Here is a 25,366-nt window from a genome sequence, read left to right as displayed (position 1 = left end):
GTGCGCTAGAGTCTGCAAACCTCTCAGGCGATGTGCCTGCGCCATGAACACCGCCGCTCCCTCTTTCAGCGAAGCTGAACGCCTGGCCCTGCTGACCGCCACCCGGTTGCTGGACGCCGACCCGCCACCGGCGCTGGACGCACTGGTGCGGGCGGCCGCGCGTCAGTCGGGCTGTCCGGCCGCGCAACTCAATCTGATCGATGCCCACCGGGTCTTTGCCCTGGCTCGCCACGGCCAGCCGCAACGCCATTTCAGCCGGGAGGGCTCCTGGTGTGACCAGACCATCCTGAGTCGCAGGCCCATGGTCGTCTCTGGCGAGCCGGTCTATCCCTCCAATGACGAACCGAGCACAGCCGCATCGACATGGCGCTTTTATGCCGGTGTTCCCATCCTCGTGGATGACCTGGCCCTGGGCACGATCTGCGTGCTCGATCAACACCCCAGGGACGATGGCTCCGACATGATCGCCGGGCTGCAGGATCTGGCGGAGGCAGCCGCAGGACTGATCCAGGCCCAACTGAACGAGCACCGCCACCGTCGCCAGGAGGCCCGCATCCGAACGGCCAGCCTGACCGGCTCCGACTGGCTGTGGGAAACCGATCAGCACGGGCGCATTCAATGGGTGTCGGCCAGCCTGATCCAGCACACCGGGCTGGACCCGATGGCCGAAGTCGGCCTGCAGGCCCGTGACATCTACACCCCTCGCAACGACGAGACCCGCGTCAGTTGGGAGCGTTTCCAGCAGGCACGGGAGCGGCGCGAGCCTTTCAGCGATGCCATCGCCGATCGCATGACGCCCAGGGGTCGCATCTCGGTGAGCATCAGCGGCACGCCGGTGTTCAACAGCCGTGGGCAGTTCATGGGCTACCGCGGCTCCAGCCGCAACATCACCCGCCAACTGGCCCTGGAGCGCCAGACGCGCTATCAGGACATGCTGATGCGCCAGGCCTTCGATGCCATCCAGGGCGGCATCATGATTTCAGACCCGGATGGGCGAATCGTGCTGGCCAACCGGCGCTGGAGCGAGCACACCGGCATCCAGGACATCGCCCTGGCGCCCAGTTGGCCCGAACTGGTCAGGCAGTTGATCTGGCAAGGGCTGTACCCCGAGGCTCAGGGACGTGAAGAAGAATTTTTCCAATGGCGCATGCAGCTGGTCGAGCAGGATCACCCCGTGCCCATGCGCCTGCGTGATGCCGTCGTGCTGACCCGCGATCATCGGCTGCCCGATGGCAGCACCCTGCACTTTTCCACCGACATCAGCCGCAGCCAGCACGAGGCGGTCACCTTGCAGGACGCTCTGCAGGCGGACCTGACCCTGGGTCTGCTCGTGCTGGACGCCCGCGCCGAAGGGCACCCCCCCGTGTATCTCAACGCTGGGGCGGAACACATGCTCAAGGCCTCCAGAGAAGAGTTGCTGGGGCAGGCCATGGTGACGGCGCTGGGGAGGCTGCACGCCGACGAGGCAGCCCTGGATCAGATCCGTCAGGCCCTGGATGCCCGCAAACCGGCCGTGGTCCTGCTGGCCACCCACACCCAGCAAGGAGGCGCACGCACGCTGGAGTTGCGCCTGACCCCCTTGCGCAATGCTCAGGACGAACTGGTCCACACCATGGGGCTGCTGCAGGACGTGACCGAACGCGAAGCCGCCGCCGACAAGCTGCGCTTCAGCGAGGAGCTGTATCGCTGCGTGGCCGCCACCATCAGTGATGGCCTGCTGGTGGTCCAGCTCGATGGACGCCTGGTGGCCATGAACCCGGCCGGTGCGCGCATCCTGGACATGTCGCGTGCCCAGGCTCACGATTTATGTGGGCAGGAGCTGCGCATCGAGCTGCTGCAGGATGACCTGAGTGCCCCGCTGCCTCAAGCCCAGTGGCCCTGGTGGCACACCATCCAGAGCGGACAACGCGTGAACAATCAGGTCTACCCGGTGCGACGCGTTGACGGCGATCTGAGCTGGATCCAGCTGTCCTGCCACCCCCTGACCATCAACTCGGAGAGCACCCCATTCGCCGTGGTGGCCACCTTCCGGGACATCACGCAAGAGCGCGCCGCAGCGCAAGCCCTGGCTCGATCCGAAGAACGCTGGAAATTCGCACTGGAAGGCGCCGGTGACGGGGTCTGGGACTGGTCTGCAGGCCAAGGCGTGGTCTTTCACTCCAGCCGCTGGGCCATCATGCTGGGCTATGACGACCAGGCCACCCAGGAAGAGCTGGGCGACTGGATCGAGCGCATCCACCCTGAGGACCGCCGACCGGCGCTGCACACTTTCAACGAATACAGCCATGTGGGCGAAGGCATCCTGCAAGTCGAGATGCGCGTGCGCCATCGCCTGGGACACTACATCTGGGTGCTCGCCCGCGGCAAGGTGGTCCGCCGTGATGAAGAAGGCCGCCCGCTGCGCGTGGTGGGCACGCATTCCGACATCACGCTGCTCAAGGAGGCCGAGCGGGCCCAGCACGACAAGCGCTCGGCCGAGCTGGCCAACAAGGCCAAGACCGACTTTCTGTCGCGCATGAGCCACGAGATCCGCACACCGCTCAATGCCGTGCGTGGTTTTGCGCAACTGCTGGACCAAAGGCTCGACCCCGAGCTGGTCCCGGATGCGGCGGATTACGTCCGCCAGATCCTGATCAGCAGCGAGTTGCTCAGCGATCTGGTCAACGATGTGCTGGACCTGCAGCAGATCGAAAGCGGCGCCATCACCTTGCAACGAGAGACCGTGTTCATTGCTGACATGGTGCGGCAGTGCGCCACCATGCTGGCCCCCTTGTGCTCACGCTACCAGATCACGCTGCAGACGCAGATCGCCACAGGCTGTCGCCTCCTGGGCGACCGGCGTCGTCTCTCGCAGGTCACCTCCAACCTGGTGTCCAACGCCATCAAGTACAACCGTCCGGGCGGCTCGGTGCGGATCTCAGCCCACCATGCCGACGATCAGTCGCTGGTCCTGCGTGTCGAGGACACGGGCATCGGCATGGCACCTGAGCAACTGGCGCGACTCTTTCAACCCTTCGAGAGGCTTGGACGCGACACTTCCTCTATCGAAGGCACCGGACTGGGCCTTATCATCACGAAATCGCTCGTTGAAGCCATGGGAGGGCGTTTGGACATCCACAGTCAGCCTGGCGTTGGAACCCGCATCACGGTCACCTTGCCCGATCACGAGGCATCGTCGGCCATGGCGCGCGCCATGCAGACACAGGACGGACATGCCGGCGCGGTCGTCAACGAGACCCACCATCTCACCCCACCTCACACTGCGGCTGCTGTTTTGCCCACGTCCTCCTCCCTGCCCTCCGCCTCTCCCGAGCCCTGTACCGAGCACGCGCCCTTGCGGGTGATGTATGTCGAAGACAACCGCATCAATGCTTTGCTCTTCGAAGAGGCCCTCCGCCCTTATGCCGAATTGCTGCTCGAAGTGGCCGAGGATGGCCAGACGGCCATGACGGTGGCCCGCAGCCACCAACCCGATGTGCTGGTCATCGACGCCCATCTGCCGGGCATGACCGGCTTCGAGGTGCTTCGAGCCCTGCGCACCGTGCCCGGGCTGGAACAGGTCCCTGCCTACATGTGCTCGGCCGACGCCTTGCCCGAGGACATCAAGCGCGCCAACAACGAAGGCTTCGTCGGCTATTGGACAAAACCCATCGACATTCAGATGATCACCTCTGAACTGTGTCGACTGGCACAACAAGGGCGTGCAGCGAGCTGATTTGAGGGCCACAATGCGGCCCCATGAGCTTTGCCAAAGAACCTGCCTTCGATCACCAGCAACGCCCGCTCACCGGCGTGCTGATCGTCAATCTGGGCACCCCTGATGCCCCGACACCCGCGGCGCTGCGCCGCTATCTGGGGCAATTCCTCAGCGATCCCCGGGTCGTCGAGATCCCCGCCGTGGTCTGGAAGCTCATCCTGCACGGCATCATCCTGCGAGTGCGCCCGGCCAAGTCGGCCCAGAAATACGCCAGCATCTGGACCCCCGAGGGCTCGCCCCTGCGCGTCTGGACCGACAAGCTGGGCACCCTGCTGCAAGGCTATCTGGGCGAGCGTGGCCACCGCCTGAGCGTTCGCTGGGCCATGCGTTACGGCCAACCCTCGATTGCCTCGCAACTCGACGCGCTCAAGGCCGAAGGCGCGACCCGCATCCTGATCGTGCCGCTCTACCCCCAGTACAGCGGAGCCACCACCGCCAGCGTGATGGACGAGGTCTTCGCCTGGGGGCGTCAGGTGCGCAACCTGCCCGAGCTGCGCTATGTGAAGCATTTCCACGATGATGCTCGCTACATCGATGCCCTGGTGGAGAGCGTGCGCAGCTACTGGCAGCGTGAGGGCCGTGGTGATCAGTTGCTCATGAGCTTTCACGGCATGCCCGAGCGCACCCTGCACCTGGGCGACCCCTACCACTGCGAATGCCACAAGACCGCGCGCCTGCTGGCCGAGCGTCTGGGCCTGACGCGTGAGCAGTACCAGGTGAGCTTTCAGAGCCGCTTTGGCAAGGCCAAATGGCTGGAGCCCTACACCGAGCCCACCCTGATCAAGATGGGCCAGTCGGGCGTGGGCCGCGTGGATGTGATCTGCCCGGCATTTGTCTGCGACTGCATCGAGACGCTGGAAGAAATCGCCATGGAGGGCAAACAGGCCTTCCTGAGCCACGGCGGCAAGGAGTTTCACTACATTCCCTGCCTGAACGACCGTCCGCAGTGGGTCAGCGCCCTGGCTGCGCTGTGCGAGCAGCATCTGCAAGGCTGGCCGACGCGGGTCGAGCAACAAGCGACCCAGGATCAATTGCAGGCCACGCAACAGCGGGCCAAAGCCCTGGGCGCCAAACGCTGAGGCCAGTCGACCGTCCTCGTTGACGGTCAGGACATTGCGCCATGTCATCAAACCGTGACATGGCCGGGCGCATCATGGGCTCCTACTCCGGGAGCATCCCTATGTACCATGGTGAACGCCTGAACAGCGTCACCCACCTGCTGGGCCTGGCCCTGGCGGTGGTGGGCTCGGCCGTGCTGATCGCTCAGGCAGTCGAGGGTGGCGACACGCTCAAGATCATCAGTTTTTGCATCTTCAGCCTGACGATGATCGTGCTGTATGCCGCCTCGACGCTGTATCACAGCATCTCCGGAGTCACCAAGGAGCGTTGGGCCAAGGTCGATCACTGCGCGATCTATCTGCTGATTGCCGGCACCTACACCCCCTTCACCCTGGTGACCCTGCACAGCCCGCTGGGCTGGACCTTGTTCGCTTTTGTCTGGGTGCTGGCGGGCATCGGCATCGCCAAGGAGCTGTGGTGGGGGCGTGAGACCGTGCCCTCGGTGCCCCTGTACGTGCTGATGGGCTGGTGCGGCATCGCCGCGGCCACGCCCTTGATGGAGGGCCTGCGGGACTCTGGCTGGATGTGGCTGCTGGGCGGCGGCCTGCTCTACACCGTGGGCATCATCTTCTATGCGCTGGACACCCGCCTGCGCCATGCCCATGGCATCTGGCACCTTTTCGTTCTGGGCGGCACCGCCAGCCACTATGTGACGGTGCTGCGCTTCGTGGCCTGAGTGCCGCTCAGGCCAGGCCTTCGTCGTCGACCTCGCCCACTTCGCCGGGCAACAGGGCCTGGGCCTGGGCGTCCGGCATGGACTCGACCTGCTTGAGCGCACGGCCCATGACACGGGTGCGCGTCTCGACCGACAAGATGGTGTTGCTGGCCTCATCGAGCTTCTTGCGGGTCTTGGCCAGCACGTCGCCGAACTTGGCGAACTCGGTCTTGACGGCACCCAGCACCTGCCAGACCTCGGAGGACCGCTTCTCCAGGGCCAGCGTGCGAAAGCCCATCTGCAGGCTGTTGAGCGTGGCCAGCAAGGTGGTCGGCCCCGCCAGCATGACACGGTGCTCTCGCTGCAGGGATTCCATCAGGCCGGGTCGGCGCAAGGCCTCGGCATAGAGACCCTCGGTGGGCAGGAACAGGATGGCGAAATCCGAGGTGTGAGGCGGCGCCAGGTACTTGTCGGCGATGGTGCGGGCTTCCAGACGCAAGCGCTGCTCGACGGCCTTGGACGCAGCCTCCACGCCCGGCGCATCGGCGCGCTCCTGTGCATCGAGCAGGCGCTCGTAGTCCTCGCGCGGGAACTTGGCATCGATGGGCAACCACAGCGGTGTGTCATCGTTGCCCCCGCGCCCCGGCAGCCGGATGGCAAATTCGACCCGCGCACCGCTGCCAGGCACGGTTTCGACGTTGACGGCGTATTGCTCGGGCGTGAAGACCTGCTCCAGCAGCCCGGCCAGTTGCACTTCCCCAAAGATGCCCCGCGTCTTGACGTTGCTCAGCACGCGATTGAGCGAGCCCACATCGCTGGCCAGCCGCTGCATCTCTCCCAGGCCACGGTGCACCAGTTCCAGCCGGTCAGCCACCTGCTTGAAGCTCTCGCCCAGGCGGGCCTCCAGCGTGGCGTGGAGCTTCTCGTCCACGGTCTGACGCATCTGCTCCAGCTTGGTTTCATTGCCCACCTGAAGCGCCTGCAGGCGTGTTTCCACGGTACTGCGCATCTCGGTCTGCCGCCGGTCATTGGCCTCCGACAGCACGCGCAACTGCTCGGTCACACCATCGCCCAGGCGGCGCAGTGCGGCCTCCTGAGCCTCGTTGAAGCGCGCCAGGGCCGTGGCCTGGGCTTCGCGCAGGCCCGCAGCCTGCAGCCCCTGCTGGTGGGTGGTGTCGCGCAAGGCGTCGCTCAGGCCCTGCTGCATGGCGGCCAGTTGCGTGCGGAAACTGTCAAGCTGCTCGTTCTGGGTCCGGGTGGCGTCTCCCAACTGCGCCACCAGCGTCTGCTGGAAACCCGCCATGGCACTGCCCTGCTCCTGGCGCGTGGCACCCGCACTGCGGGACAGCTCGTCGCGCAGATTGCGCTCGACCTGATCGCTGCGCTGGCGCAGCTCCTGCGTGAGATCGGCACCCAGCTTGAGCAGGGCCTCGTCATTGTTTTGGGCGGGACGGCTCACCAGCCACAGCAAGAGCAGCAGGTTGAGCACCAACAGGGCAATCAGGATCCAGTTCATAAGGTGCATTGTCTCAAAGGCCGGGAACGAAACAGGCCGCCCGGAGGCGGCCTGCTGAGCTGCGCGGAGATGCCCGATCCGGCATCAACCCGTCAGGTGCGACAGATGCACGTGCGCACCGGTCTTGAGGCGGATCTCATCCGGGGTGACCCCCGGCGCGATCTCCACGCACTTGAAGCCTTCGGGCGTCACGTCCAGCACACACAACTCGGTGATGATGCGATCGACCACACCCACGCCGGTCAACGGCAGCGTGCAGTGCTGCAGCAGTTTGTGCTCGCCGTTCTTGGCGGCGTGCTCCATCAGCACGACCACGCGCTTGACGCCTGCCACCAGGTCCATGGCGCCGCCCATGCCCTTGACCATCTTGCCCGGAATCATCCAGTTGGCCAGATCGCCCTTGTCGGACACCTGCATGGCGCCCAGGATGGACAGGTTGATCTTGCCACCACGGATCATGGCAAAGCTCTCGTGCGAGCCGAAGATCGACGAGCCCGGCAGGCAGGTCACGGTCTGCTTGCCCGCGTTGATGATGTCGGCATCGACCTGATCATCGGTCGGGAAGGGGCCGATGCCCAGCATGCCGTTCTCGGACTGCAGCCAGACTTCGATGTCCGAGCGCACATGGTTGGCCACCAGGGTGGGCAAACCGATGCCCAGGTTCACGTAGAAACCGTCCTGGAGTTCTTGTGCGGCACGCGCCGCCATTTCGTCATGCGTCCAGGCCATGGTCAGACTCCTGCCTTTTCGGTGATGGTGCGTTTTTCGATGCGCTTTTCGGGGGTCGGGTTGTGCACGATGCGGTGCACATAGATCCCTGGCAGGTGCACGGCGTCCGGGTCCAGGCTGCCGGTCTCGACAATGTGCTCGACCTCGACCACCGTGATCTTGCCCGCCATGGCCGCGGCCGGATTGAAGTTGCGCGCCGTGCGGCGGAACACCAGATTGCCGGAGCGATCGGCCGTGTGGGCCTTGACCAGGGCCACTTCAGGGCACAGGCCGCGCTCCATCACATAGACCTCGCCGTCGAACTCCCGGGTTTCCTTGCCCTCGGCCACCAGGGTGCCCACCCCCGTCTTGGTGAAGAAGGCCGGGATGCCAGCGCCACCCGCGCGGAGCTTTTCAGCCAGGGTGCCCTGAGGGGTGAACTCCAGCTCCAGTTCGCCCGCCAGGTACTGGCGCTCGAACTCCTTGTTCTCGCCCACATAGCTGGAGATCATCTTCTTGATCTGGCGGGTGTTGAGCAGCTTGCCCAGGCCGAAACCATCGACACCCGCGTTGTTGGAGATAACCGTGAGATCCTTGACGCCGCTGGCCTGCAGGGCGTCGATCAGGGCCTCAGGGATGCCGCAGAGGCCAAAGCCTCCTACAGCCAGCAGTTGTCCGTCTTTGACGATCCCCGCCAGGGCGCTGGCGGCGTCGGGGTAGACCTTGTTCATCCAATCACTCCTTGGTAGTGCACCTGTGCAAGTGCTGCACTGCAACAATGGCAGAGTACACCGGCTTGCCAGATGATTTCCAGTGAATTGGCGGAAAAATCTGCCTTGAATCGCGGGGGTGTCAGGTCGTGGAGACAGCGGCCATGGCTATCTGGATGGGGGCGTCACTTCTCGGGCAAGGCGGGGGGCGTGTCCGCGCCCGGCAGCGCCGGCAGTTTGCCTTCCAGTGCCCGCAGGAAGCTGGGCAGCGGCAGGGGCCTGCCATCCTTCATGCTCACCCACACCAGGGTCGCGCCGCCAGCGGCGTAAGACACGCCCGGCTCATCGCGCTTTTCAATCGACACGAAGGTGTCGATGCTGGTGCGGCCAGGGTGGGCCACATAGAGCTTGACGATCAGGTCTCCGGGGAACACCAGCGGCCGATAGAAATTGCAGAAGGTGTTGGCAATGACCGGACCTTCATCGTCGTCATTGACCTGGCCGCTGATGGCTGCAATCCACGAAACGCGGACCTGCTCCATGTACTTGAAGTACACGGTGTTGTTGACGTGGCCCAGTGCGTCCATGTCGCCCCACAGGATGGGCATGGGCACCTCGTGGACCAGGATCTTGTGGTCAGGAATTTCAAATCGCATGGCAAAGCTCTCTGTCAGGCAGTCTGCCTCGCATGTGAGGCGCAGGGCCCTGATTTCAAGACCCCGCCCGCCTTGGGCTCAAGGCAAGCTCAGCTCACCAGCATGCCGTCATCCGCCGCGATGACCGCGCCATTGATGAAGTCACTTTCAGCGGCACACAGCATCACCACCAAAGCATCCAGGTCCTTGGGTTGTCCCACGCGCTTGCGCGGCAGCATGTTCACCAGTTTCTGGCCGCCATCGGTTCCCCAGTGGTGGTGGTTGATCTCGGTGTCGATGTAACCGGGGCACACCGCATTGCTGGTGATGCCAAAGCGGCCCCACTCCGAGGCCATGGCTTTGGTCATGTGCACGACGGCCGCCTTGCTCATGCTGTAGACGCCGATCTGGGGCAAGCTGCGCAGGCCGGCGGCCGAGGCAATGTTGATGATGCGCCCGCCCGTGAACGTGCCAGGTGCCGAGCCCTTGGCGCGTGCGAGCATGCGCTTGGCCACTTCCTGCGCCACGAAAAAGGCGCCTCGGGTGTTGGTGTCGAAGACAAAGTCATAACTCTCTTCGGTCACGTCCACCAGACGCTCGGTGGTGCTCACCCCCGAGTTGTTGATCAGGATGTCGATGGGGCCGACCTCGGTCTCGGCATGGGCCACGGCCGAGCGGATGCTGTCCACATCGGTCACATCCAGCCCCACCACGTGAGCATCACCGCCACCGGCCTCGATCTCGGAGCGCAGGGTCTTGAGCCGCTCCACCCGACGACCGGCCAAAACGACGGCCGCACCGGCCTTGGACAAGGTACGGGCGAACTGCATCCCCAGGCCGCTGGAAGCACCAGTGATGAAGGCCACGCGGCCAGACAGGTCAAGGTTGTAACTCATGGATGATTCCGTTGTGTTCGATGTCGATCTCAGTGCTCAAACCATAGCACGAACCCCCCTGACCGACCGATCTGAAGAACGCCCTGATCAGCGCCTTGTTGAGCCGCTTGAGGCGTCACACCCGCGGCCCCTGGAGCAATCTCAAGCCATTGGCCACCACCATCAAACTGGCCCCCATATCGGCAAACACCGCCATCCACATCGACGCGCTGCCCAGGACGGCCAGCACCAGAAACACCGCCTTGATCCCCAGTGCCAGGGTGATGTTCTGCCACAGCACGGCATGCGTGCGACGCGACAGGCGGATCAGCTCGGGAATGCGCCGCAGGTCGTCGTTCATGATCAGGACGTCGGCCGCCTCCATCGCCGTGTCGGTCCCGGCGCCCCCCATGGCGATACCGATGTCGGCCCGTGCCAGCGCGGGTGCATCGTTGATCCCGTCACCGGTCATGGCCACCGTGCCATGGCGGCTGCGCAGCGCCTCGATGGCTGCCAGCTTGTCCTGTGGCAGCAGGTGCCCCTGGACCTCGTCGATCCCGGCCTCCAGAGCCATGGCCTGTGCCGTCGCCTGGTTGTCGCCGGTCAACATCACACAATGCACCCCCAGCGCCCGCAACTCGACCATGGCCTCGTGCGCCGACGCCTTGACGGTGTCCGAGACGGCGTACACCCCCAGAACACGCTGCCCGTCGGCCAGCACGGTGACCGTGCAACCCTGCGCTTCGTGCACCTGCAGGCGCGCCTCCAGATCGGCGTGACACAGGCCCAACTCTTCGATCAGCCGGTGATTGCCCAGCACCAGCGTCTGCCCGCCGATCTGACCGCGCATGCCACGGCCGGGCAAGGCTTCGACGTGTGTCACGTCAAGGAACTCCCCCGGCAGGCCCTGCGCAATGGCCTGTGCCACAGGGTGGTCGGAGCGTGCCGCCAGGCTCGCCGCCAGACGATCGACACGGAGCGCATCCCCATCGCCCCACGCTTGCCGGGCGACCAGCCTGGGTTGCCCCTGGGTGATCGTGCCGGTCTTGTCGAACGCCACGACCCGCAGGCTGCGCGCCTGCTCCAGATAGGTTCCCCCCTTGATCAGGATGCCGCGGCGAGCCGCCGATGCCAGGGCACTGACCACGCTCACGGGTGTGGAAATCACCAGGGCGCAGGGGCAGGCGATCACCAGCAGCACCAGGGCCTTGTAGGCGGCCTCCATCCAGGAGGCCATGCCCAGCAGGGGCAGCCCCCCAGCCACCGCCATGGCGATGACAAAAACGGCGGGCGTATAGACCGCCGCAAAGCGGTCCACGAAGCGCTGCGTCGGTGCCCGAGACCCCTGCGCCTCCTCGACCGCATGGATGATGCGTGCCAGCGTGGTGTCGCCCACCAGTGCCGACACGGTGATGCTCAGCTCACCCGATGTGTTGATCGTGCCGGCGTAGACCTCGTCCCCTGGCGCCTTGTCCACCGGGATGCTCTCCCCCGTCACTGGGGCCTGATTGACTGCGCTGTGGCCTTGTAACACCACGCCATCAAGCGCCACGCGCTCTCCGGGGCGGATGCGCACACGCTGCCCCACCCTCACCTCGGCCACCGGCGTCACCCGCCACGACCCATCGGCCTGCTGCACATCGGCCTGTCGCGGTGACAGGTCGAGCAGACCCTGGATGGCGTTGCGAGCGCGGTCCACCGAGCGCGCCTCAATCAACTCTGCCAGGGCATACAAGGCCATCACCATGGCGGCCTCGGGCCACTGCCCGATCACAAAGGCGCCGCTCACGGCCACCGTCATCAAGGCATTGATGTTGAGCTTGCCCATCCGCAAGGCCGCCCAGCCCTTGCGATAGGTCTCCATCCCCGCCAAAGCGATGGCAGCCGCCGCCACGGCCATGCCCAGTCCTTTGAAGACCACGGTGTCCGGGCTGAAAAACCCGATCAGTTCGGCCAGCAGGGCCAGCACCAGCGCCCAGACCAGCCTTGACACCTGCGGAGCCGTCTCGTGATCGTGCTCAGCCCCTGACGCATCAGCCAGCGCAGCCGTCACGGGGCGAGGATCGTATCCAGCGCCTCGGATGGCGTCCAGCGCCAAGGGCAAGGCAGCCTGGCTGGCGCGGATCCCCAGCACCCGTGCACCGAGCTGAAAACGCAGCGCCGCGATGCCGTCGATCTTGTCCAGCGCACGGCGAATATCGGCCTCTTCGGCGGAACAATCCATGGTGGCGATACGGAACTCGCGCCAGCCAGACTCGGCGGCTGGCGTGGACAGGACCATGGGGGTGGACTCCCCCTCGCAGGCGCAACAGCCCGAACTGGCGCAGTGGGCGCCTTCGGGTGGCGGCGGGTTCGATGGTGATGTGCTCATGACCTCCATTTGAAACCCTGTAGCAGATGCAGAGTCAAGCGGCATGAAATTCGGTGATCCGGCCCGCCTGGCAGGCCCAGGTTCCTGCATCCCCCCTGTTCGAGGCTGACTTTTTCGAACGGTCGTGCTTTTTTCTGCCAGAATGGCGCGGCTGACCAGTCCTCACAACGAACTACAATGCCGGGCTTTGCATTTTGCTGTGCGCCCGCGCAGACACCTTTCTTGCCCCGAAGGAAACACGATGACGCCCCAGGAAATCCTTGAGCAGTTCGGCCCCCGCGAATCGATGGAATATGACGTCGTGATCGTGGGCGCTGGCCCCGCTGGCCTGTCCACCGCCATCCGTCTGAAACAACTGGCTGAAAAAGCCGGCAAGGACATCAGCGTCGTCGTGCTCGAGAAGGGTTCCGAGCCTGGTGCCCACATCCTGTCGGGCGCCGTGATGGACCCGATCTCGATGAACGAGCTGTTCCCCAACTGGAAGGAACTGGGCGCCCCGCTGACACAGCCGGTCACCGCCGACGAGGTCCTGGTGCTGACCGAGACCGGCGCCATGGCCACACCGCAAGCCCTGATTCCCAACAACTTCCACAACGAAGGCAACTACGTTATCAGCCTGGGCAATGTGGTGCGTTGGCTGGGTCAGCAGGCCGAAGCTCTGGGCGTCGAGATCTTCCCCGGCTTCGCTGCGGCTGAAGTGCTGTTCAACGACGACGGCTCCGTCAAGGGCGTCGCCACCGGCAACCTGGGCATCGACAAGACGGGCGAACCCACCGGCGACTTCCAGCTGGGCATGGAACTGCACGGCAAGTACACCATCTTCGCTGAAGGCGCTCGCGGCCACCTGGGCAAGCAGTTGATTGCCAAGTTCAAGCTGGACGACGGCAAGGACCCGCAGAGCTACGCCATTGGCATCAAAGAGCTGTGGGAGATCGACCCCGCCAAGGCCAAGCCCGGCCTGGTGGTCCACACGGCTGGCTGGCCCATGGACACGTCCACGTACGGCGGCGGCTTCCTCTATCACCTCGAAGACAACAAGGTCACCTTGGGCTTCGTGACGGGCCTGGACTACCAGAACCCCTGGCTGAGCCCGTTCGAGGAAATGCAGCGCTGGAAGACTCACCCCAGCATCAAGCAGTACCTCGAAGGCGGCAAGCGCATCAGCTACGGTGCCCGTGCCATCACGGCCGGCGGCATCCTGTCTCTGCCCAAGTTTGTGTTCCCTGGCGGCGCGCTGGTGGGCTGCGATGCCGGCTTCCTGAACGCAGCCCGCATCAAGGGCTCGCACGCTGCCATGAAGACCGGCATGCTGTGCGCCGAAGCCTTGTTCGAAGCCATCTCCGCCGGCCGCGAGAGCGATGAGCTGAGCGCCTATGTCACCGGCTTCGAAAACAGCTGGCTCAAGGAAGAACTCAACACGTCCAAGAACTTCAAGCAGTGGTTCAAGAAGGGCATGTACGTCGGCATGGTCATGACCGGCATCGAACACTGGCTGCTGCCCAAGCTGGGCATCAAGGAAGCCCCGTGGACGATCCACCGTGCCGAGGCTGATCACACCCGTCTGCTGCCGGCCGCTCAGTGCGCCAAGATCGATTACCCCAAGCCGGACGGCAAGATCACCTTTGACCGCCTGAGCTCGGTGTTCATCTCCAACACCAACCACAACGAGCACCAGCCGGCCCACCTGACGCTGAAGAACGCATCGGTGCCCGTGCAGACCAACCTGGCCAAGTTCGCCGGCCCCGAGTCGCGCTACTGCCCGGCCGGTGTGTACGAGTTCGTCAAGACCGACGACAACCAGGACAAGCTGGTGATCAACGCCCAGAACTGCGTACACTGCAAGACCTGCGACATCAAGGATCCCACCCAGAACATCGTCTGGATCACGCCCGAAGGCGGCGGCGGTCCGAACTATGCGGGTATGTGATCTGGCAGATCACGCAAAGGCAGCGTAAGCTGCCTTTTTTTGGTCCCTTCGAGAAGTAGATTTTGACTATGCGTCACGCGGCCATCACAGGTTGGGGCAAATGCCTCCCCCCCGCCACCCTGACCAACCACGACCTTGCCACCTTCATGGACACCACCGATGAGTGGATCGTCCAGCGAACCGGCATGAAAGAGCGCCGCATCTCGCACGTCAGCGGCAACGAAATGGCCCATGTGGCGGCCGCCCGCGCCATCGCCTGCGCCGGCCTGCAGCCCGCCGACATCGACCTGATCGTCTACGGCGGCTGCACGGGCGACGAAGGCGTGCCCAATGAAGCGTCCGGCCTGCAGGTCCTGCTGGGCGCCACCAACGCCGCCTGTTTCGACATCAACACCGCCTGCACCAGCTTCATGTACGGCTTGAGCACGGCCACCGCCATGATCCGCACCGGTGTCGTGCGCAATGCCGTGGTGGTGGGGGTCGAGCTGATCTCGCGCTTCATGGACTGGGAAAACCGCGGTGTGGCCGTGCTCTTTGGCGATGGTGCCGGCGCGGTCGTTCTGCAGGCCACCGATGCCGAAGAAGGCGTGATCGGCGAATCCCTGGGGTGCTACGGCGATGCCCGCCAGACCCTGCGTCTGCGTGGCATCGGTGGGCTCTATACCAACCAGGGCGCCTACCTGGGCGACAACTTCTGGGATTTTGAAGGCCAGGACATCTTCAAGCGTGCCGTTCAGGGCATGAGCCAGGCCTCCAGCGCCGTGCTCGACAAGTGCGGCGTCACCATCGGTGATGTGAACCTGGTGGTGCCGCACCAGGCCAATCTGCGCATCATCGAGGCCGTGGCCAAGCGGGCCGGCGCCGACATGGACAAGGTCTTCCTGACCGTGCACAAGTACGGCAACATGTCGGCCGCCACCGTCGTGGTGGCCCTGGTCGAGGCCGCTGAAACCGGCGTGATCAAACCCCACGACCTGATCCTGCTGCCTGCCTTTGGCGCCGGCCTGACCTGGTGCTCCCACCTCATCCGCTGGGGAGCGCGCGTGACGCCCCTGAGCACCACGGATCTAGACCTGCCGCCCTGCGACAAGTCGGCACTGGACATGGTTCAGGAGATCCGCCGTCGCAAGGGCACGGAAGGTCGCTCCATCGAGGCGCTCAAGCGCCCCCTGTTTGCTGAGGATCAACTGGCCCAGCGCTTCGGCGGTGTCGCCAAGGGCAACTGAGCCAGATAGGGCATCAGGGGGTCTTGAAGTCCCCTGAGTCCCCGGGGTCTACCTCGATCGCCTCACCCACGGGGATCGGCCCCGACAGGCCCTCCATCTCAGGCATCAGCCCGGCCGCACGGCGGGCATCCCGCTCTGCACGGATCTGCGCCCGCCGCTCGGCAAAGAAAGCCTTGAGCATGCGGCTGCTGGCCTCTGCCATCACGCCGCCTTGCACCAGGGTGTGATGGTTCAACTGGGTCTGCGCAAAGAGGTCCAGCACCGAGCCCGCCACGCCTGTCTTGGGATCGTGCGCGGCAAACACCACCCGCTTGAAGCGGGCATGCATCAGCGCCATGGCGCACATCGCGCAAGGCTCCAGCGTGACGAAGAGCTCGCATTCCGGCAGACGGTAGTTTTCCAGCAACTGTGCGGCGTGACGCAAAGCCACGATCTCGGCATGGGCTGTCGGATCGTGCGTCGTGATGGGCCGGTTGTAGCCCGTGGCCAACACCTGCCCCTCCCGCATGATCACCGCACCGACAGGCACCTCGCCGGCCAGCCAGGCGTTGTGCGCCTGATCCAGCGCGATGCGCATGGCGTATTCGTCGGAGGACTGGGTCATCAGGTCAAAGGCTCATTCAGAGGGTGGTGGATTTTATCTGCACGCGGCTTGATGTCAGACGGCTTGTGGCTCACACTCCATGACAGCCATCCGTGACGGAGTCCACCCACCTTTGTACATGAATGATGACGACTGCACCGCTCCCCTCTGACGAACACGAGAGACTGGCCGTACTTCATCAGCTCAAGTTGCTGGACTCACCCCCCGAGGCCGCTTTCGACTCCCTGACGCGCCTGGCGTCAACCCTGCTGGGCACGCCCATTGCCGTGGTGTCACTGATCGATGCGAGCCGGCAATGGTTCAAATCCAACATCGGACTCGAGGTTCAGGAGACGCCCCGCGAGGTGGCCTTCTGCGCCCACGCCATTGTGGAAGATGCCCCCATGGTGGTGCCTGATGCGCAGCAGGATGAACGCTTTGTCCACAACCCCCTGGTGATCGATTCACCCCACATCCGGGCATATGCGGGTGTACCGATACGCACCAGCGATGGTCACGCCATCGGCACCTTGTGCGTCATCGACCAGAAGCCCCGCAGTTTCACAGCACAGGAAATCGCCTTGCTGACGGACCTGGCCGATATCGTCAGACGCGAGATCCTCAACCGCGAAACCGCCGTGCGCGCAGGGCAACTCGCCGACGCGAGCTTGAAGGCGGTGTCTGAGCAGGAGAGCCTTTATCGCGCCACCTTCGATCACGCGGCCATCGGCATTGCCATCGTCAGCCTCGACGGCACCTGGCTTCGGATCAATCCGAAGCTCTGCGACATCCTCGCGCGGCCCCAGGATGAGCTTTTGCAGATCACCTTCCAGGACATCACCCACCCGGATGATCTCTCTGCGGACCTGGATCTGGTTCAGCAACTGCTGGCGGGTGACTTTGAACACTATTCACTGGAAAAACGCTATTTGCGCCCGGATGACTCTGTGGTGTGGTGCAACCTGACGGTGACCCTGGTGCGAGATCCCGGGGGCAAGCCGCTCCACTTTGTCGCCATCATCGAAGACATCACCGCCAGACGTGCCGCGGAAGACTCTTTGCGCCAGCTCCAGGTGGAGCTGGAGGAGCGGGTGATCCAGCGCACGGCCGAGTTGCAACGGGTCAACGATTCCCTGGCCGACCGTGAGGCCGATCTGCAGGCCGTGCTGACCTACGCCCATGACGCCTACATCTGCATCGATGAGGCCGGCGTCATCGTCGAATGGAATCGTCAATCCGAAGAGACCTTTGGCTGGTCAAGAAACGAGGCCGTTGGGCGAGCGCTTGAAGACCTCATCATTCCACCGTCCCTGCGCGACAGTCATCGCAAGGGCATGCATCACCTGAGCGAGACGGGGCAAGGACGCGTCCTCAACCAACGGCTCGAACTACCAGCCATCCAGCGTGACGGCACAGGCATCCCCTGTGAGGTGACCATCACCACCTTGACCTCGCGCAGTCGTGGCCGGGTGTATGCAGCCTTCCTGCATGACATCTCTGAGCGCAAGCAGGCCCAGCAACAGCTGGCAGAGGCCAACCAGCAGCAGCACCTGATGCTGGACAACGAATTGTTCGGCATCATCAAGCTCAAGGATCGACAGTGTGTGTGGGCCAACCGCGCGTTCGAGCAGTTGTTTGGCTATGCGTCTGGTGAATTGACCCATCAGCCCAGCCGCCTGTTTTATGCCACGCAGGAGGAACACGATCGCGTCGGCAAGGAGGCCTACCCCGCCATCGTCAAAGGCGATATCTATCGCACCGAGGTGGAAATGGTCAAGAAGTCGGGTGAACACCTGTGGATCGACCTGAACGGTGCCTTGCTGTCGGAAAAGACGGGCGAATCGCTGTGGATGTTCCACGACATCACCCGCATGAAGCACTACCAGCAGCATGTGGAGAGCATGGCCTTCCACGATGCGCTGACCGGGCTGCCCAACAGGATGCTGTTGACTGACCGGCTTCACCAGGCGGTCGCAACGGCCGAACGACGTGGGGATCTGGTGGCCATCTGCTTCGCGGATCTCGATGGATTCAAGGCGGTCAACGACACCTTGGGGCATGAAGCCGGGGATGACCTGTTGCGAGCCATCGCACAGCGCCTGATGGCCTGCGTTCGCGCTCACGACACTGTCGCGAGGCTGGGTGGCGACGAGTTCGTTCTGGTGCTCACACAACTGAAGGCCACCTCAGAAGCGCAAGTCGTTCTGGACCGTGCACGACAGGCCATTGCTCAGCCTGTGGTGGTGACAGGGGGACAGCAGGCCCGTGTGTCTTCCAGTTTTGGCGTTGTGTACGCACCCGCGATGGGGCGGGATCCGGCCACACTGATCGCGCAGGCCGATGCAGAGATGTACGCCGCCAAACGCCTCAGGAAAGCGTCGACTCATGCGGTGGTTGTGCAGACGTCAGGCTAACGCCGATCACCTCAAGTACCCCTGACCACCTTGTTGCGCTGCACACCCAGGTCAATCACGCCGTCCGGGCTTTGAATCCGTGCCTCCACCACATCCCCCACCTGGAGGTACTCCTGGCGACCTTCCTGTACCTTGTTGAAGATCGCCCATTTGGTCGCTTCTGGCAGCAACGCACCCATGCGTTGTTTGAAGGGCGATGGCACGGACAAGGCGCATCCTGCTGGCGTGCCGGTGGACAACAGGTCGCCCGCAAACAGGTCTTGAACGCCTGACAACTCGGTCAAGGTTTCCGCCGGCCCAAACACCATGTTGGCGGTGGTGTCCTTTTGCCTCACCTGGCCGTTGACGGTCAGTGTGAGTTGCAGCTGGCCCAAATGCTTCATGTCTTGTGGCGACAGCAGACACAGGAACGGACCGACGGGGCCAAAGGTGCGAAAACTCTTGCCTTTGTAGAACTGTGTCTCTGGAATCTGGATGTCCCGAGCCGAGTAGTCGTTGACGATGACAAGCCCCGCAACGAACTCATGCAGATGCTCGTCAGTGACCACGGTCTTGGCCAGCACATCGCGCTTGAGGATCAAGCCCAGCTCAATCTCATAGTCCAGAAACCGAACGCGCGCCGGTTTGACGAGATCACTGCCGGCCGGAACGATGCAACTGGTCGCCTTGGTGAAGATCATGTTGTAGGTCTTGGCATCGGGGTCCAAACCTGACTCGATCATGTGCTGGCGGTAGTTGGCGCCTTGGCAAAGAAACTGCTGGTTGCGCGTCACTGGCGAGAGGATCTGGACCTCACCCAGGGCCAGGGTGTTTCGGCTCGCCGCATTGGATGCCGCGAATTCACGCAAGGCGCCGACGTCATGGCCCTGGACGAAATCGGCCGTCGTGGCGAACTCACCGGGCAGTGGCGTGATGCGCTTGCCGGACACCAGACCCCATTGGATGCGGCCTTGGTAGGAAAAGCGAGCCGCGTGAATCGCCATGGCACGTGCCTTTGCAGAAGGTCTGGTGGAGGGCATGTCACCGTTGCCCGAGCGTGCCGTGGCCGCCACAGCAGGTGTGGGCAAGGACAAGGAACCCAGCACGGCAGCACCTGCCTTGAAGGCACTGCGGCGTGATGGTTCGTCGATCTCATGGAGTGATGGACTCATAAGCGGCGGGGGTCAGGCGTGTTGAGGTGATCTGTTCAGCGTTCGCACGAGCAGGGATTCAGGCGGGAGCTCCACCGCCCCGATGGGTTTGTCCACCAACTTGCGGGCGGCCGCGCGACTCATGCCCAGGCCCAGGAGGATGTGAAAAGTGATCTCCTGCGGGTAGGAATCGGTCAGGTCCGGGCGCATCCCCAGTGATGACAGTGCCGCACTGGTGGTGCCGACCACCAGATCCAGGCCCAGCATCGGGTCGGCCAGCTTGAAGCGCCCCGTTGCGGTGGCCTCCAGCAGATCGCGCAGCAGATAGCCCAGCGCTGGCAGATGGTCCAGGCTGCGGGTCACGCCCACCCGAGAGATGAAGCGCCCCGCGTGTGGGAAGTGCTTCGCCGTGTGTAGCACCATGCGCACGCCACAGGCCAGGCGCTCAGCCGGGTCCGCTCGATCGGCAATGGCCAGGTCCACCAGAGACAACAGTTCATTGCCCACCGCCTGCAGCACCGCCGCCATCACCTCTTCGGTGGTGCGGAAGTAGTTGTAGAAGGTGCCACGCGACACCTGCGCCTGCTCGATCAGGTCCTCAATGACCGTGGCGTCAACGCCCTTTGACGAGAAGACCTCCATGGCCGCCTCGATCAGGCGGGTGCGCATGCGCTCGCGTTTTTCTGCCGCCACGCGGGTGCGGAAATCAGGTTCAAGTGTGCTCATGTCGAGAGATTAGCTGATCTCGATCAGGGAAAACGACAAAAACGTCATAATGACATTTGTGTCATTATTAGTTCAATTCTTGAGCGACCACAAGCCCATCCGGCAAGCACCCACACACCTATGAGCCACACCCAGGTCTTGAGGACCCCGCCCGAATACCCCGAAAGCGCCTTGCCCGCGCACGTGCGCAAGCTTGCGCGCCCCCCGGCCATGCAAAAAGCCACCCAACTGGCCTTTCTTCGTTTTGACAAAGTCAACCTGGATGAGGCGCAGCGCTTCTGGACCGACTTCGGATTGATCACCGTCTCGCGCACGAAAGACCTGTTGGTGATGCGCGGCGCCGGCCCTGCACCGGCCGTCCTGATCGCCCGCAGGGCCAAGACCGCCCGCTACGTGGGTGCGGCCTTCACGGTGGCGCCAGACACCGATTTCGAGCGCCTCCAACGCGAATGCGGCGCTCAGTCTTTGCCGGCCCATGCCGTGCCCGGCGGTGGTCGTGGTGTGAGCCTGCTCGATCCGGATGGCAACGAAGTCTGGTTGATCACCGATTGGGGCACGGTGGACCCCTTGCCTCTGCGTGAGCCCATGCACCAGCACATGAATGCCCTGGGCCAGACGCTTCGCGTGAACACCACGGTCCGCACGGACATCGAACCGGCGACCGTGGGGCGCCTGGGACACGTGGTGATGCAAACCACAGACTTCCACACCATGGCGGACTGGTACATGCGCCACCTGGGTGTGATCCCCTCAGATGTCCAGTATCTCGATGACGGCGCCCCCTTCCTGACCTTCTTCCGCCTGGATCTGGGTGACACGCCCGCCGATCACCACACGGTGGTCATCGCCGGAGGGTTGGAAGCCTGCTATGAACACAGCGCCTGGGAGGTCAACGACCTGGATGCCCTGGGTCAGGGCCAGCAAGTGCTGCGCCTCAATGGACACGACCACATGTGGGGCATCGGGCGGCACTTGCTGGGCAGCCAGTTGTTCGACTACTGGCGGGATCCCGATGGCTATGCGTTCGAGCACTACACCGATGGCGACGTCTTCACGGCCGACCGCGAACCTCACTATGGGCCCTTCACCACCAGTGCACTCTGGACTTGGGGCGAGGACGTCCCCGCCAGCATGTTCCCCGCCAAGACACCCGCCATGCTGTGGCGGGTGATCCAGCTGCTGCGTACGGGCCGCGTGAGCTTGAAGCGCCTGCTGATGATGGGCCGGGTGATGGACACCCCGGCCCGCCCCTGGCGATGACCCCCGGTCATCTCATTCATTCCCATTCACATCACAGAGTCAAACATGGCCACTCCACTTGTTCGATACACCCCACCCGATCAGCCAGAGCATGCCCATTGGGGCGTCTTGTTTGACCGTCGCATCGCACCTTTGCCAGGCAGGTACGTCACAACGGCAGACCTCATCCGCCATGGGCAAATCGAGGCCCGCACCATGACGGTTGCGCAGGCCACCGTGCCCATCGATGAGGTTCAGGTCCTGTCACCCATCACGACGAACCAGCAGTTCCTCTGTCAGGGCGTGAACTACGGCAGCCACGTGCGCGAGTCCGGCATGGATCCGGCCGACATGCCCTTCAATACCTTCTTCACCAAGGCATCGTCCTCGCTGACAGGGCCCTACGACGATGTCGTTCGCCCTAACCACGTCAAGCTGCTGGACTATGAGATCGAGCTGGGCCTGGTGCTCGGGCGCGATCTGACTGCCGGCGTCCAGGTCCAGCCCGACCGACTGCATGAGGTGCTGGCGGGCATCACGATCGTCAACGATGTCTCTGCGCGTGATGTGCAATTGCCTCAAGGCCAGTTCTACAAGGGCAAGAGCTACCGCACCTTCGGCCCGACCGGGCCCGTGCTGCTCTTGCTGGAGCCAGCAGAGTGGCAACGCTGGCCCGAGTTGCACATGCAACTGAGCGTCAATGGCCAGGTCCGCCAGGACACCTATTGCCGAGACATGCTGCACCCACCGCACGCCACGGTGAGCGAGTTCTCCGCGCTGCAGAACCTCCATGCTGGTGACCTGATTGCGACGGGAACGCCCGCCGGTTGCGCGGCCAAAGCCCCTGGCAAGCTGTCCATGTTGGTGGCCAACCGTATCTTGTCAGAGCCCACCAAGTGGAAGTTCTTCATCCAGCGCGGCCTGCGCAACCCAAAGTACCTGCAACCGACCGACGTGATGACCTTGAGCATCCGCACGGATGACGGGGCATTGGATCTGGGGAGCCAGCGCAGCAAGGTGATCGCGGCATGACACATGCACAGCAGTTGCTCTGTGAGGCACCGGGCCGCCCGGCTCGATTTCTGTATCTGCCATGCGACCTTCCCGCCCCGGGACGAGGTCAGGTGCTGGTCCGCGTGGAGGCCAGCTCCGTCAATCCCATCGACGCCAAGCGGTCGACCGGCTATGGCAGACGGGTGCTCGCGCTCAAACACGCTGCCAGTTTTCCCCTGGCCCTGGGCAATGACCTGACAGGCATCGTTCAGGCGGTCGGCCCGGGCGAGCCCACATGGCGCCCGGGAGATCGTGTGTTCGGCCTGTTGCCAACGGGCCCTCGGGGTGCGCATGCCAGCCATGTTCTGGCACAGGCCAGGCACCTGCGGGCCGCACCGGCGAACTACAGCTCGCCAGAGCTGGCCGCCCTGCCCTACACCTTCACCACCTGTTGGCTGGCGCTTCAAAGCGTGGGCCTGGATCAACACAACGCCAAAGGCAAGGAAGTGCTGGTTCATGGGGCCTCGGGTGGTCTGGGACAACTGGCGCTGCAGGTCTTGAACCGATGGGGAGCACGGGTCACGGCCATCTGCAGCACACCGCATGTCCAGACCTGCAAAAGCCTGGGCGCAGCCAGCGTCTTGGATCGCACGCGTCAGGCCTTGTCAACCCTGCCAACTTGCCATGACGTCAGCCTCAATTTTGCGGCCTGGCCAGACGATGCGGCCTTGATCAGCCGCCTCAAGCCCGGCGCCATGGGCCACGCCACCACCGTGCACCCCCTGCTGGACAGCATCGACACGCATGGCTGGATCAGAGGCGGATGGCGGGCGTTTCGCGCATGGTCGGCGATGCGCGACCTGGCCTTGGCCACAGGAGGCCGCGGCACACGTTATGCCTGGACCATCTTTCAGCCCAGCGGCCAGGCACTGGACGCCTTGCAGCAACTGCTGGACGCCCAGATGGGCCTGCACTTGCCTCTGGGTTTGATCGTTCCACTTGCGCAGGGCGAGCAGGCCTTTGCGCACGTCGCCCAACAACGCGCGGGTCGCGCGATTCTCACGACTGCTTGAGCGCAGTCCGGAGCACACATGTCTCACATCCCCTCTGAAGTTGATGTCCTCATCGTTGGCATGGGGCCCGTTGGGGCTGCCTTGGCACAACTGCTGAACCGCTATGGCACCAAGACCCTGGTGATCGACAAGGCCCAGGACATCTTCCTGGCACCTCGCGCCATCGCCCTGGACAACGAAGCCCTGCGTGTGCTGCAAATGTGCGGCCTCGAGGACGACGCCTTTGACAAAGTGGCCATCCCCGAGGTGCGCATGCACTCGCCGTTGTTTGGTCAATACAGCCGCGCGGTCACGGCGGGCTCTGTGGATGGGCATCCCAAACTGGTCACGTTCTTCCAGCCGGAGCTGGAGCGTGTGCTGCGCGCTCGCTTGCAGGACAGCCGCCACGTGAGCGTCGCTCTGGGGGTGTCCCTGGCGTCACTGAACCAGCATGCGGACGGTGTCACCGCTGAACTTCAGACCGACGATGGCCAGTCGCGCCAAGTCCGTGCGCGCTACGTGGTGGGTGCCGACGGGGCCAACTCGCTGGTTCGCCGCATCCTGGGGCAGGAATTCAAAGGTAAGACCTTTGCAGAAGACTGGTTGGTGGTCGATGCCAAACAACTGCCAACCCCCATCGACCACGTCGAGTTCATTTGCGATCCACACCGCCCCACCCCTCACATGGTGGCACCAGGCGGGCGTCAGCGCTGGGAGTTCAAGCTCAACCCTGGCGAGACCCGGGAGCAGATGGAGCACCCCGACATGGTCAAGCGCCTGCTGCAGCCATGGACCCAAGGACAGGACATCGAGATCGAGCGCGTGGCGGTGTACCGATTCCATGCGCGAGTGGCCGATCAGTTCAAGGTGGGACGTGTGTTTCTGGTGGGCGACGCCGCGCACATCACCCCGCCGTTTGTGGGGCAAGGCCTGGTCGCCGGTTTGCGCGATGTGGCCAACCTGGCCTGGAAACTGTCCTGGGTCTGCCATGGTCGGGCTCAACCGAGCGTGCTTGACACCTACGACCAGGAGCGGCGCCCACATGCCAAGGCCATGATCAACCTGGCCAAGCTGATGGGGCGACTGGTCATGCCCAGCAACCATGCAGCGGCCTTCATGACCCATGGCCTGATGCGGGTCATGACCCGCATCCCCAGGCTGAGATGCTTGTTTGAAAACCTGGAGATCAAACCGGCCAACCGATTCAAGGCAGGGTGCTTCGTCAAGCCTGTGCGAGGAGCCAAGCTGCGGCGTGGGGAGCAGATGCCGCAAGTCTGGCTCAAACCTCAAGCCGGTGGCGAGGTGATGCTGAGCGACGATGTGCTGGGGACCGGTCTGGTCATGGTGGGCTTTGGGGTGGACCCCTCGGCAGGGATCGCGCCAGCGATCGCGCAGGCATGGGCGGAGCGCGGTGGCAGCTTCATTCAGATCAACCCACGTGGGCACATGGCACGAACATCCTCGCTCAGTCTTTGGGAAGACCTCGGCGGAGGCTTGATACCGTCGGTGGTGCCCGTCGGCTGGCTGGCCATTGTGCGACCGGACAAGGTCGTGATGCACGACGGGCCCGACACACAAGGGCCCTCACTGCTCAAGCACGCGATGAGCTTGTACGGCCACGCCCACGACCAGCGTTTGGCTTTGCGACGCTTAGCCACATAGCCTGCAGCGACGGCGAGTGCGGCACCGGTTGCTGAGGCCATCCGGGCGGACATGATGGGACCTTGCCG

Annotated in this window: 19 protein-coding genes; 10 read left to right on the top strand and 9 right to left on the bottom strand. The window is 63.9% G+C overall.

Going from position 1 to position 25,366, the window contains the following annotated elements:
* Nucleotides 1-43: 43 nt before the first annotated feature.
* From VFW84_RS16690 to trhA, 3 genes are read left to right on the top strand one after another with little or no spacing between them, the layout of a single operon-like run.
* Nucleotides 44-3,715, top strand: coding sequence for a PAS domain S-box protein (locus VFW84_RS16690; protein WP_329681596.1), 3,672 nt, complete (start codon nucleotides 44-46; stop codon nucleotides 3,713-3,715).
* 23 nt (nucleotides 3,716-3,738) lie between these two features.
* Nucleotides 3,739-4,836 carry a ferrochelatase gene (hemH, locus tag VFW84_RS16685; RefSeq protein ID WP_329681595.1) on the top strand — a complete coding sequence of 366 codons (1,098 nt, stop codon included), beginning with the start codon at nucleotides 3,739-3,741 and terminating at the stop codon, nucleotides 4,834-4,836.
* A 41-nt stretch (nucleotides 4,837-4,877) separates the two neighbouring features.
* Nucleotides 4,878-5,552: a PAQR family membrane homeostasis protein TrhA gene (gene trhA, locus VFW84_RS16680; RefSeq protein WP_329681594.1), complete on the top strand. Its 675-nt coding sequence runs from the start codon at nucleotides 4,878-4,880 to the stop codon at nucleotides 5,550-5,552.
* A 7-nt stretch (nucleotides 5,553-5,559) separates the two neighbouring features.
* Here the strand turns inward: trhA and rmuC are convergent, their stop codons facing one another.
* The 6 genes from rmuC to VFW84_RS16650 form a co-directional block, all read right to left on the bottom strand.
* A complete protein-coding gene (gene rmuC / locus VFW84_RS16675) occupies nucleotides 5,560-7,047 on the bottom strand; it encodes a DNA recombination protein RmuC (protein WP_329681593.1) in 1,488 nt (495 codons plus the stop codon).
* A gap of 84 nt (nucleotides 7,048-7,131) precedes the next feature.
* Complete coding sequence (locus tag VFW84_RS16670) at nucleotides 7,132-7,776, bottom strand: CoA transferase subunit B (RefSeq protein ID WP_329681592.1); 645 nt, start codon at nucleotides 7,774-7,776, stop codon at nucleotides 7,132-7,134.
* Between the two features lie 2 nt (nucleotides 7,777-7,778).
* Nucleotides 7,779-8,486 carry a CoA transferase subunit A gene (locus VFW84_RS16665; RefSeq protein ID WP_329681591.1) on the bottom strand — a complete coding sequence of 236 codons (708 nt, stop codon included), beginning with the start codon at nucleotides 8,484-8,486 and terminating at the stop codon, nucleotides 7,779-7,781.
* Between the two features lie 164 nt (nucleotides 8,487-8,650).
* Complete coding sequence (locus VFW84_RS16660; RefSeq protein ID WP_329681590.1) at nucleotides 8,651-9,121, bottom strand: thioesterase family protein; 471 nt, start codon at nucleotides 9,119-9,121, stop codon at nucleotides 8,651-8,653.
* A gap of 89 nt (nucleotides 9,122-9,210) precedes the next feature.
* Nucleotides 9,211-9,996: an SDR family oxidoreductase gene (locus tag VFW84_RS16655; RefSeq protein ID WP_329681589.1), complete on the bottom strand. Its 786-nt coding sequence runs from the start codon at nucleotides 9,994-9,996 to the stop codon at nucleotides 9,211-9,213.
* Nucleotides 9,997-10,111: 115 nt separating this feature from the next.
* Nucleotides 10,112-12,355, bottom strand: a complete 2,244-nt coding sequence (locus VFW84_RS16650) for a heavy metal translocating P-type ATPase (RefSeq protein ID WP_414639032.1) — start codon at nucleotides 12,353-12,355, stop codon at nucleotides 10,112-10,114.
* 232 nt (nucleotides 12,356-12,587) lie between these two features.
* On the opposite strand from VFW84_RS16650, the gene VFW84_RS16645 reads away from it, so the two are divergent.
* Both VFW84_RS16645 and VFW84_RS16640 read left to right on the top strand, forming a co-directional pair.
* Nucleotides 12,588-14,273: an electron transfer flavoprotein-ubiquinone oxidoreductase gene (locus VFW84_RS16645; protein ID WP_329681588.1), complete on the top strand. Its 1,686-nt coding sequence runs from the start codon at nucleotides 12,588-12,590 to the stop codon at nucleotides 14,271-14,273.
* A gap of 68 nt (nucleotides 14,274-14,341) precedes the next feature.
* The gene (locus tag VFW84_RS16640) at nucleotides 14,342-15,499 is read left to right on the top strand and encodes a ketoacyl-ACP synthase III (protein WP_329681614.1); all 1,158 of its coding nucleotides are present in this window, start codon (nucleotides 14,342-14,344) and stop codon (nucleotides 15,497-15,499) included.
* Nucleotides 15,500-15,512: 13 nt separating this feature from the next.
* Here the strand turns inward: VFW84_RS16640 and tadA are convergent, their stop codons facing one another.
* Nucleotides 15,513-16,103: a tRNA adenosine(34) deaminase TadA gene (tadA, locus tag VFW84_RS16635; protein WP_329681587.1), complete on the bottom strand. Its 591-nt coding sequence runs from the start codon at nucleotides 16,101-16,103 to the stop codon at nucleotides 15,513-15,515.
* A 188-nt stretch (nucleotides 16,104-16,291) separates the two neighbouring features.
* Between tadA and VFW84_RS16630 the strand changes: the two genes are divergently transcribed.
* Nucleotides 16,292-18,496 carry a PAS domain S-box protein gene (locus VFW84_RS16630; protein ID WP_329681586.1) on the top strand — a complete coding sequence of 735 codons (2,205 nt, stop codon included), beginning with the start codon at nucleotides 16,292-16,294 and terminating at the stop codon, nucleotides 18,494-18,496.
* A gap of 11 nt (nucleotides 18,497-18,507) precedes the next feature.
* Here the strand turns inward: VFW84_RS16630 and VFW84_RS16625 are convergent, their stop codons facing one another.
* A complete protein-coding gene (locus tag VFW84_RS16625) occupies nucleotides 18,508-19,479 on the bottom strand; it encodes a fumarylacetoacetate hydrolase family protein (protein ID WP_329681613.1) in 972 nt (323 codons plus the stop codon).
* A gap of 180 nt (nucleotides 19,480-19,659) precedes the next feature.
* Entirely contained in the window at nucleotides 19,660-20,352 is a 693-nt protein-coding gene (locus VFW84_RS16620; protein WP_329681585.1) for a TetR/AcrR family transcriptional regulator, read from the bottom strand.
* Between the two features lie 210 nt (nucleotides 20,353-20,562).
* On the opposite strand from VFW84_RS16620, the gene VFW84_RS16615 reads away from it, so the two are divergent.
* The 4 genes from VFW84_RS16615 (at nucleotide 20,563) to VFW84_RS16600 (ending at nucleotide 25,298) form a co-directional block, all read left to right on the top strand.
* A complete protein-coding gene (locus VFW84_RS16615) occupies nucleotides 20,563-21,612 on the top strand; it encodes a VOC family protein (RefSeq protein ID WP_329681584.1) in 1,050 nt (349 codons plus the stop codon).
* Between the two features lie 195 nt (nucleotides 21,613-21,807).
* Nucleotides 21,808-22,623 (top strand): fumarylacetoacetate hydrolase family protein, encoded by an 816-nt coding sequence (locus VFW84_RS16610; protein ID WP_329681583.1) that lies wholly within the window; start codon nucleotides 21,808-21,810, stop codon nucleotides 22,621-22,623.
* Entirely contained in the window at nucleotides 22,620-23,657 is a 1,038-nt protein-coding gene (locus VFW84_RS16605) for an alcohol dehydrogenase catalytic domain-containing protein (protein ID WP_329681582.1), read from the top strand. Before VFW84_RS16610 ends, VFW84_RS16605 begins: the two co-directional genes overlap by 4 nt.
* Before the next feature lie 18 nt (nucleotides 23,658-23,675).
* Entirely contained in the window at nucleotides 23,676-25,298 is a 1,623-nt protein-coding gene (locus tag VFW84_RS16600; protein ID WP_329681581.1) for a bifunctional 3-(3-hydroxy-phenyl)propionate/3-hydroxycinnamic acid hydroxylase, read from the top strand.
* The last annotated feature ends 68 nt before the right edge of the window (nucleotides 25,299-25,366 follow it).

It is taken from the genome of Aquabacterium sp. (assembly GCF_036279655.1).
Lineage (GTDB): Bacteria > Pseudomonadota > Gammaproteobacteria > Burkholderiales > Burkholderiaceae_C > Aquabacterium.
The sequence above is the reverse complement of the archived record's forward strand: the minus strand, read 5'-3'. Positions and strand labels throughout refer to the sequence as shown.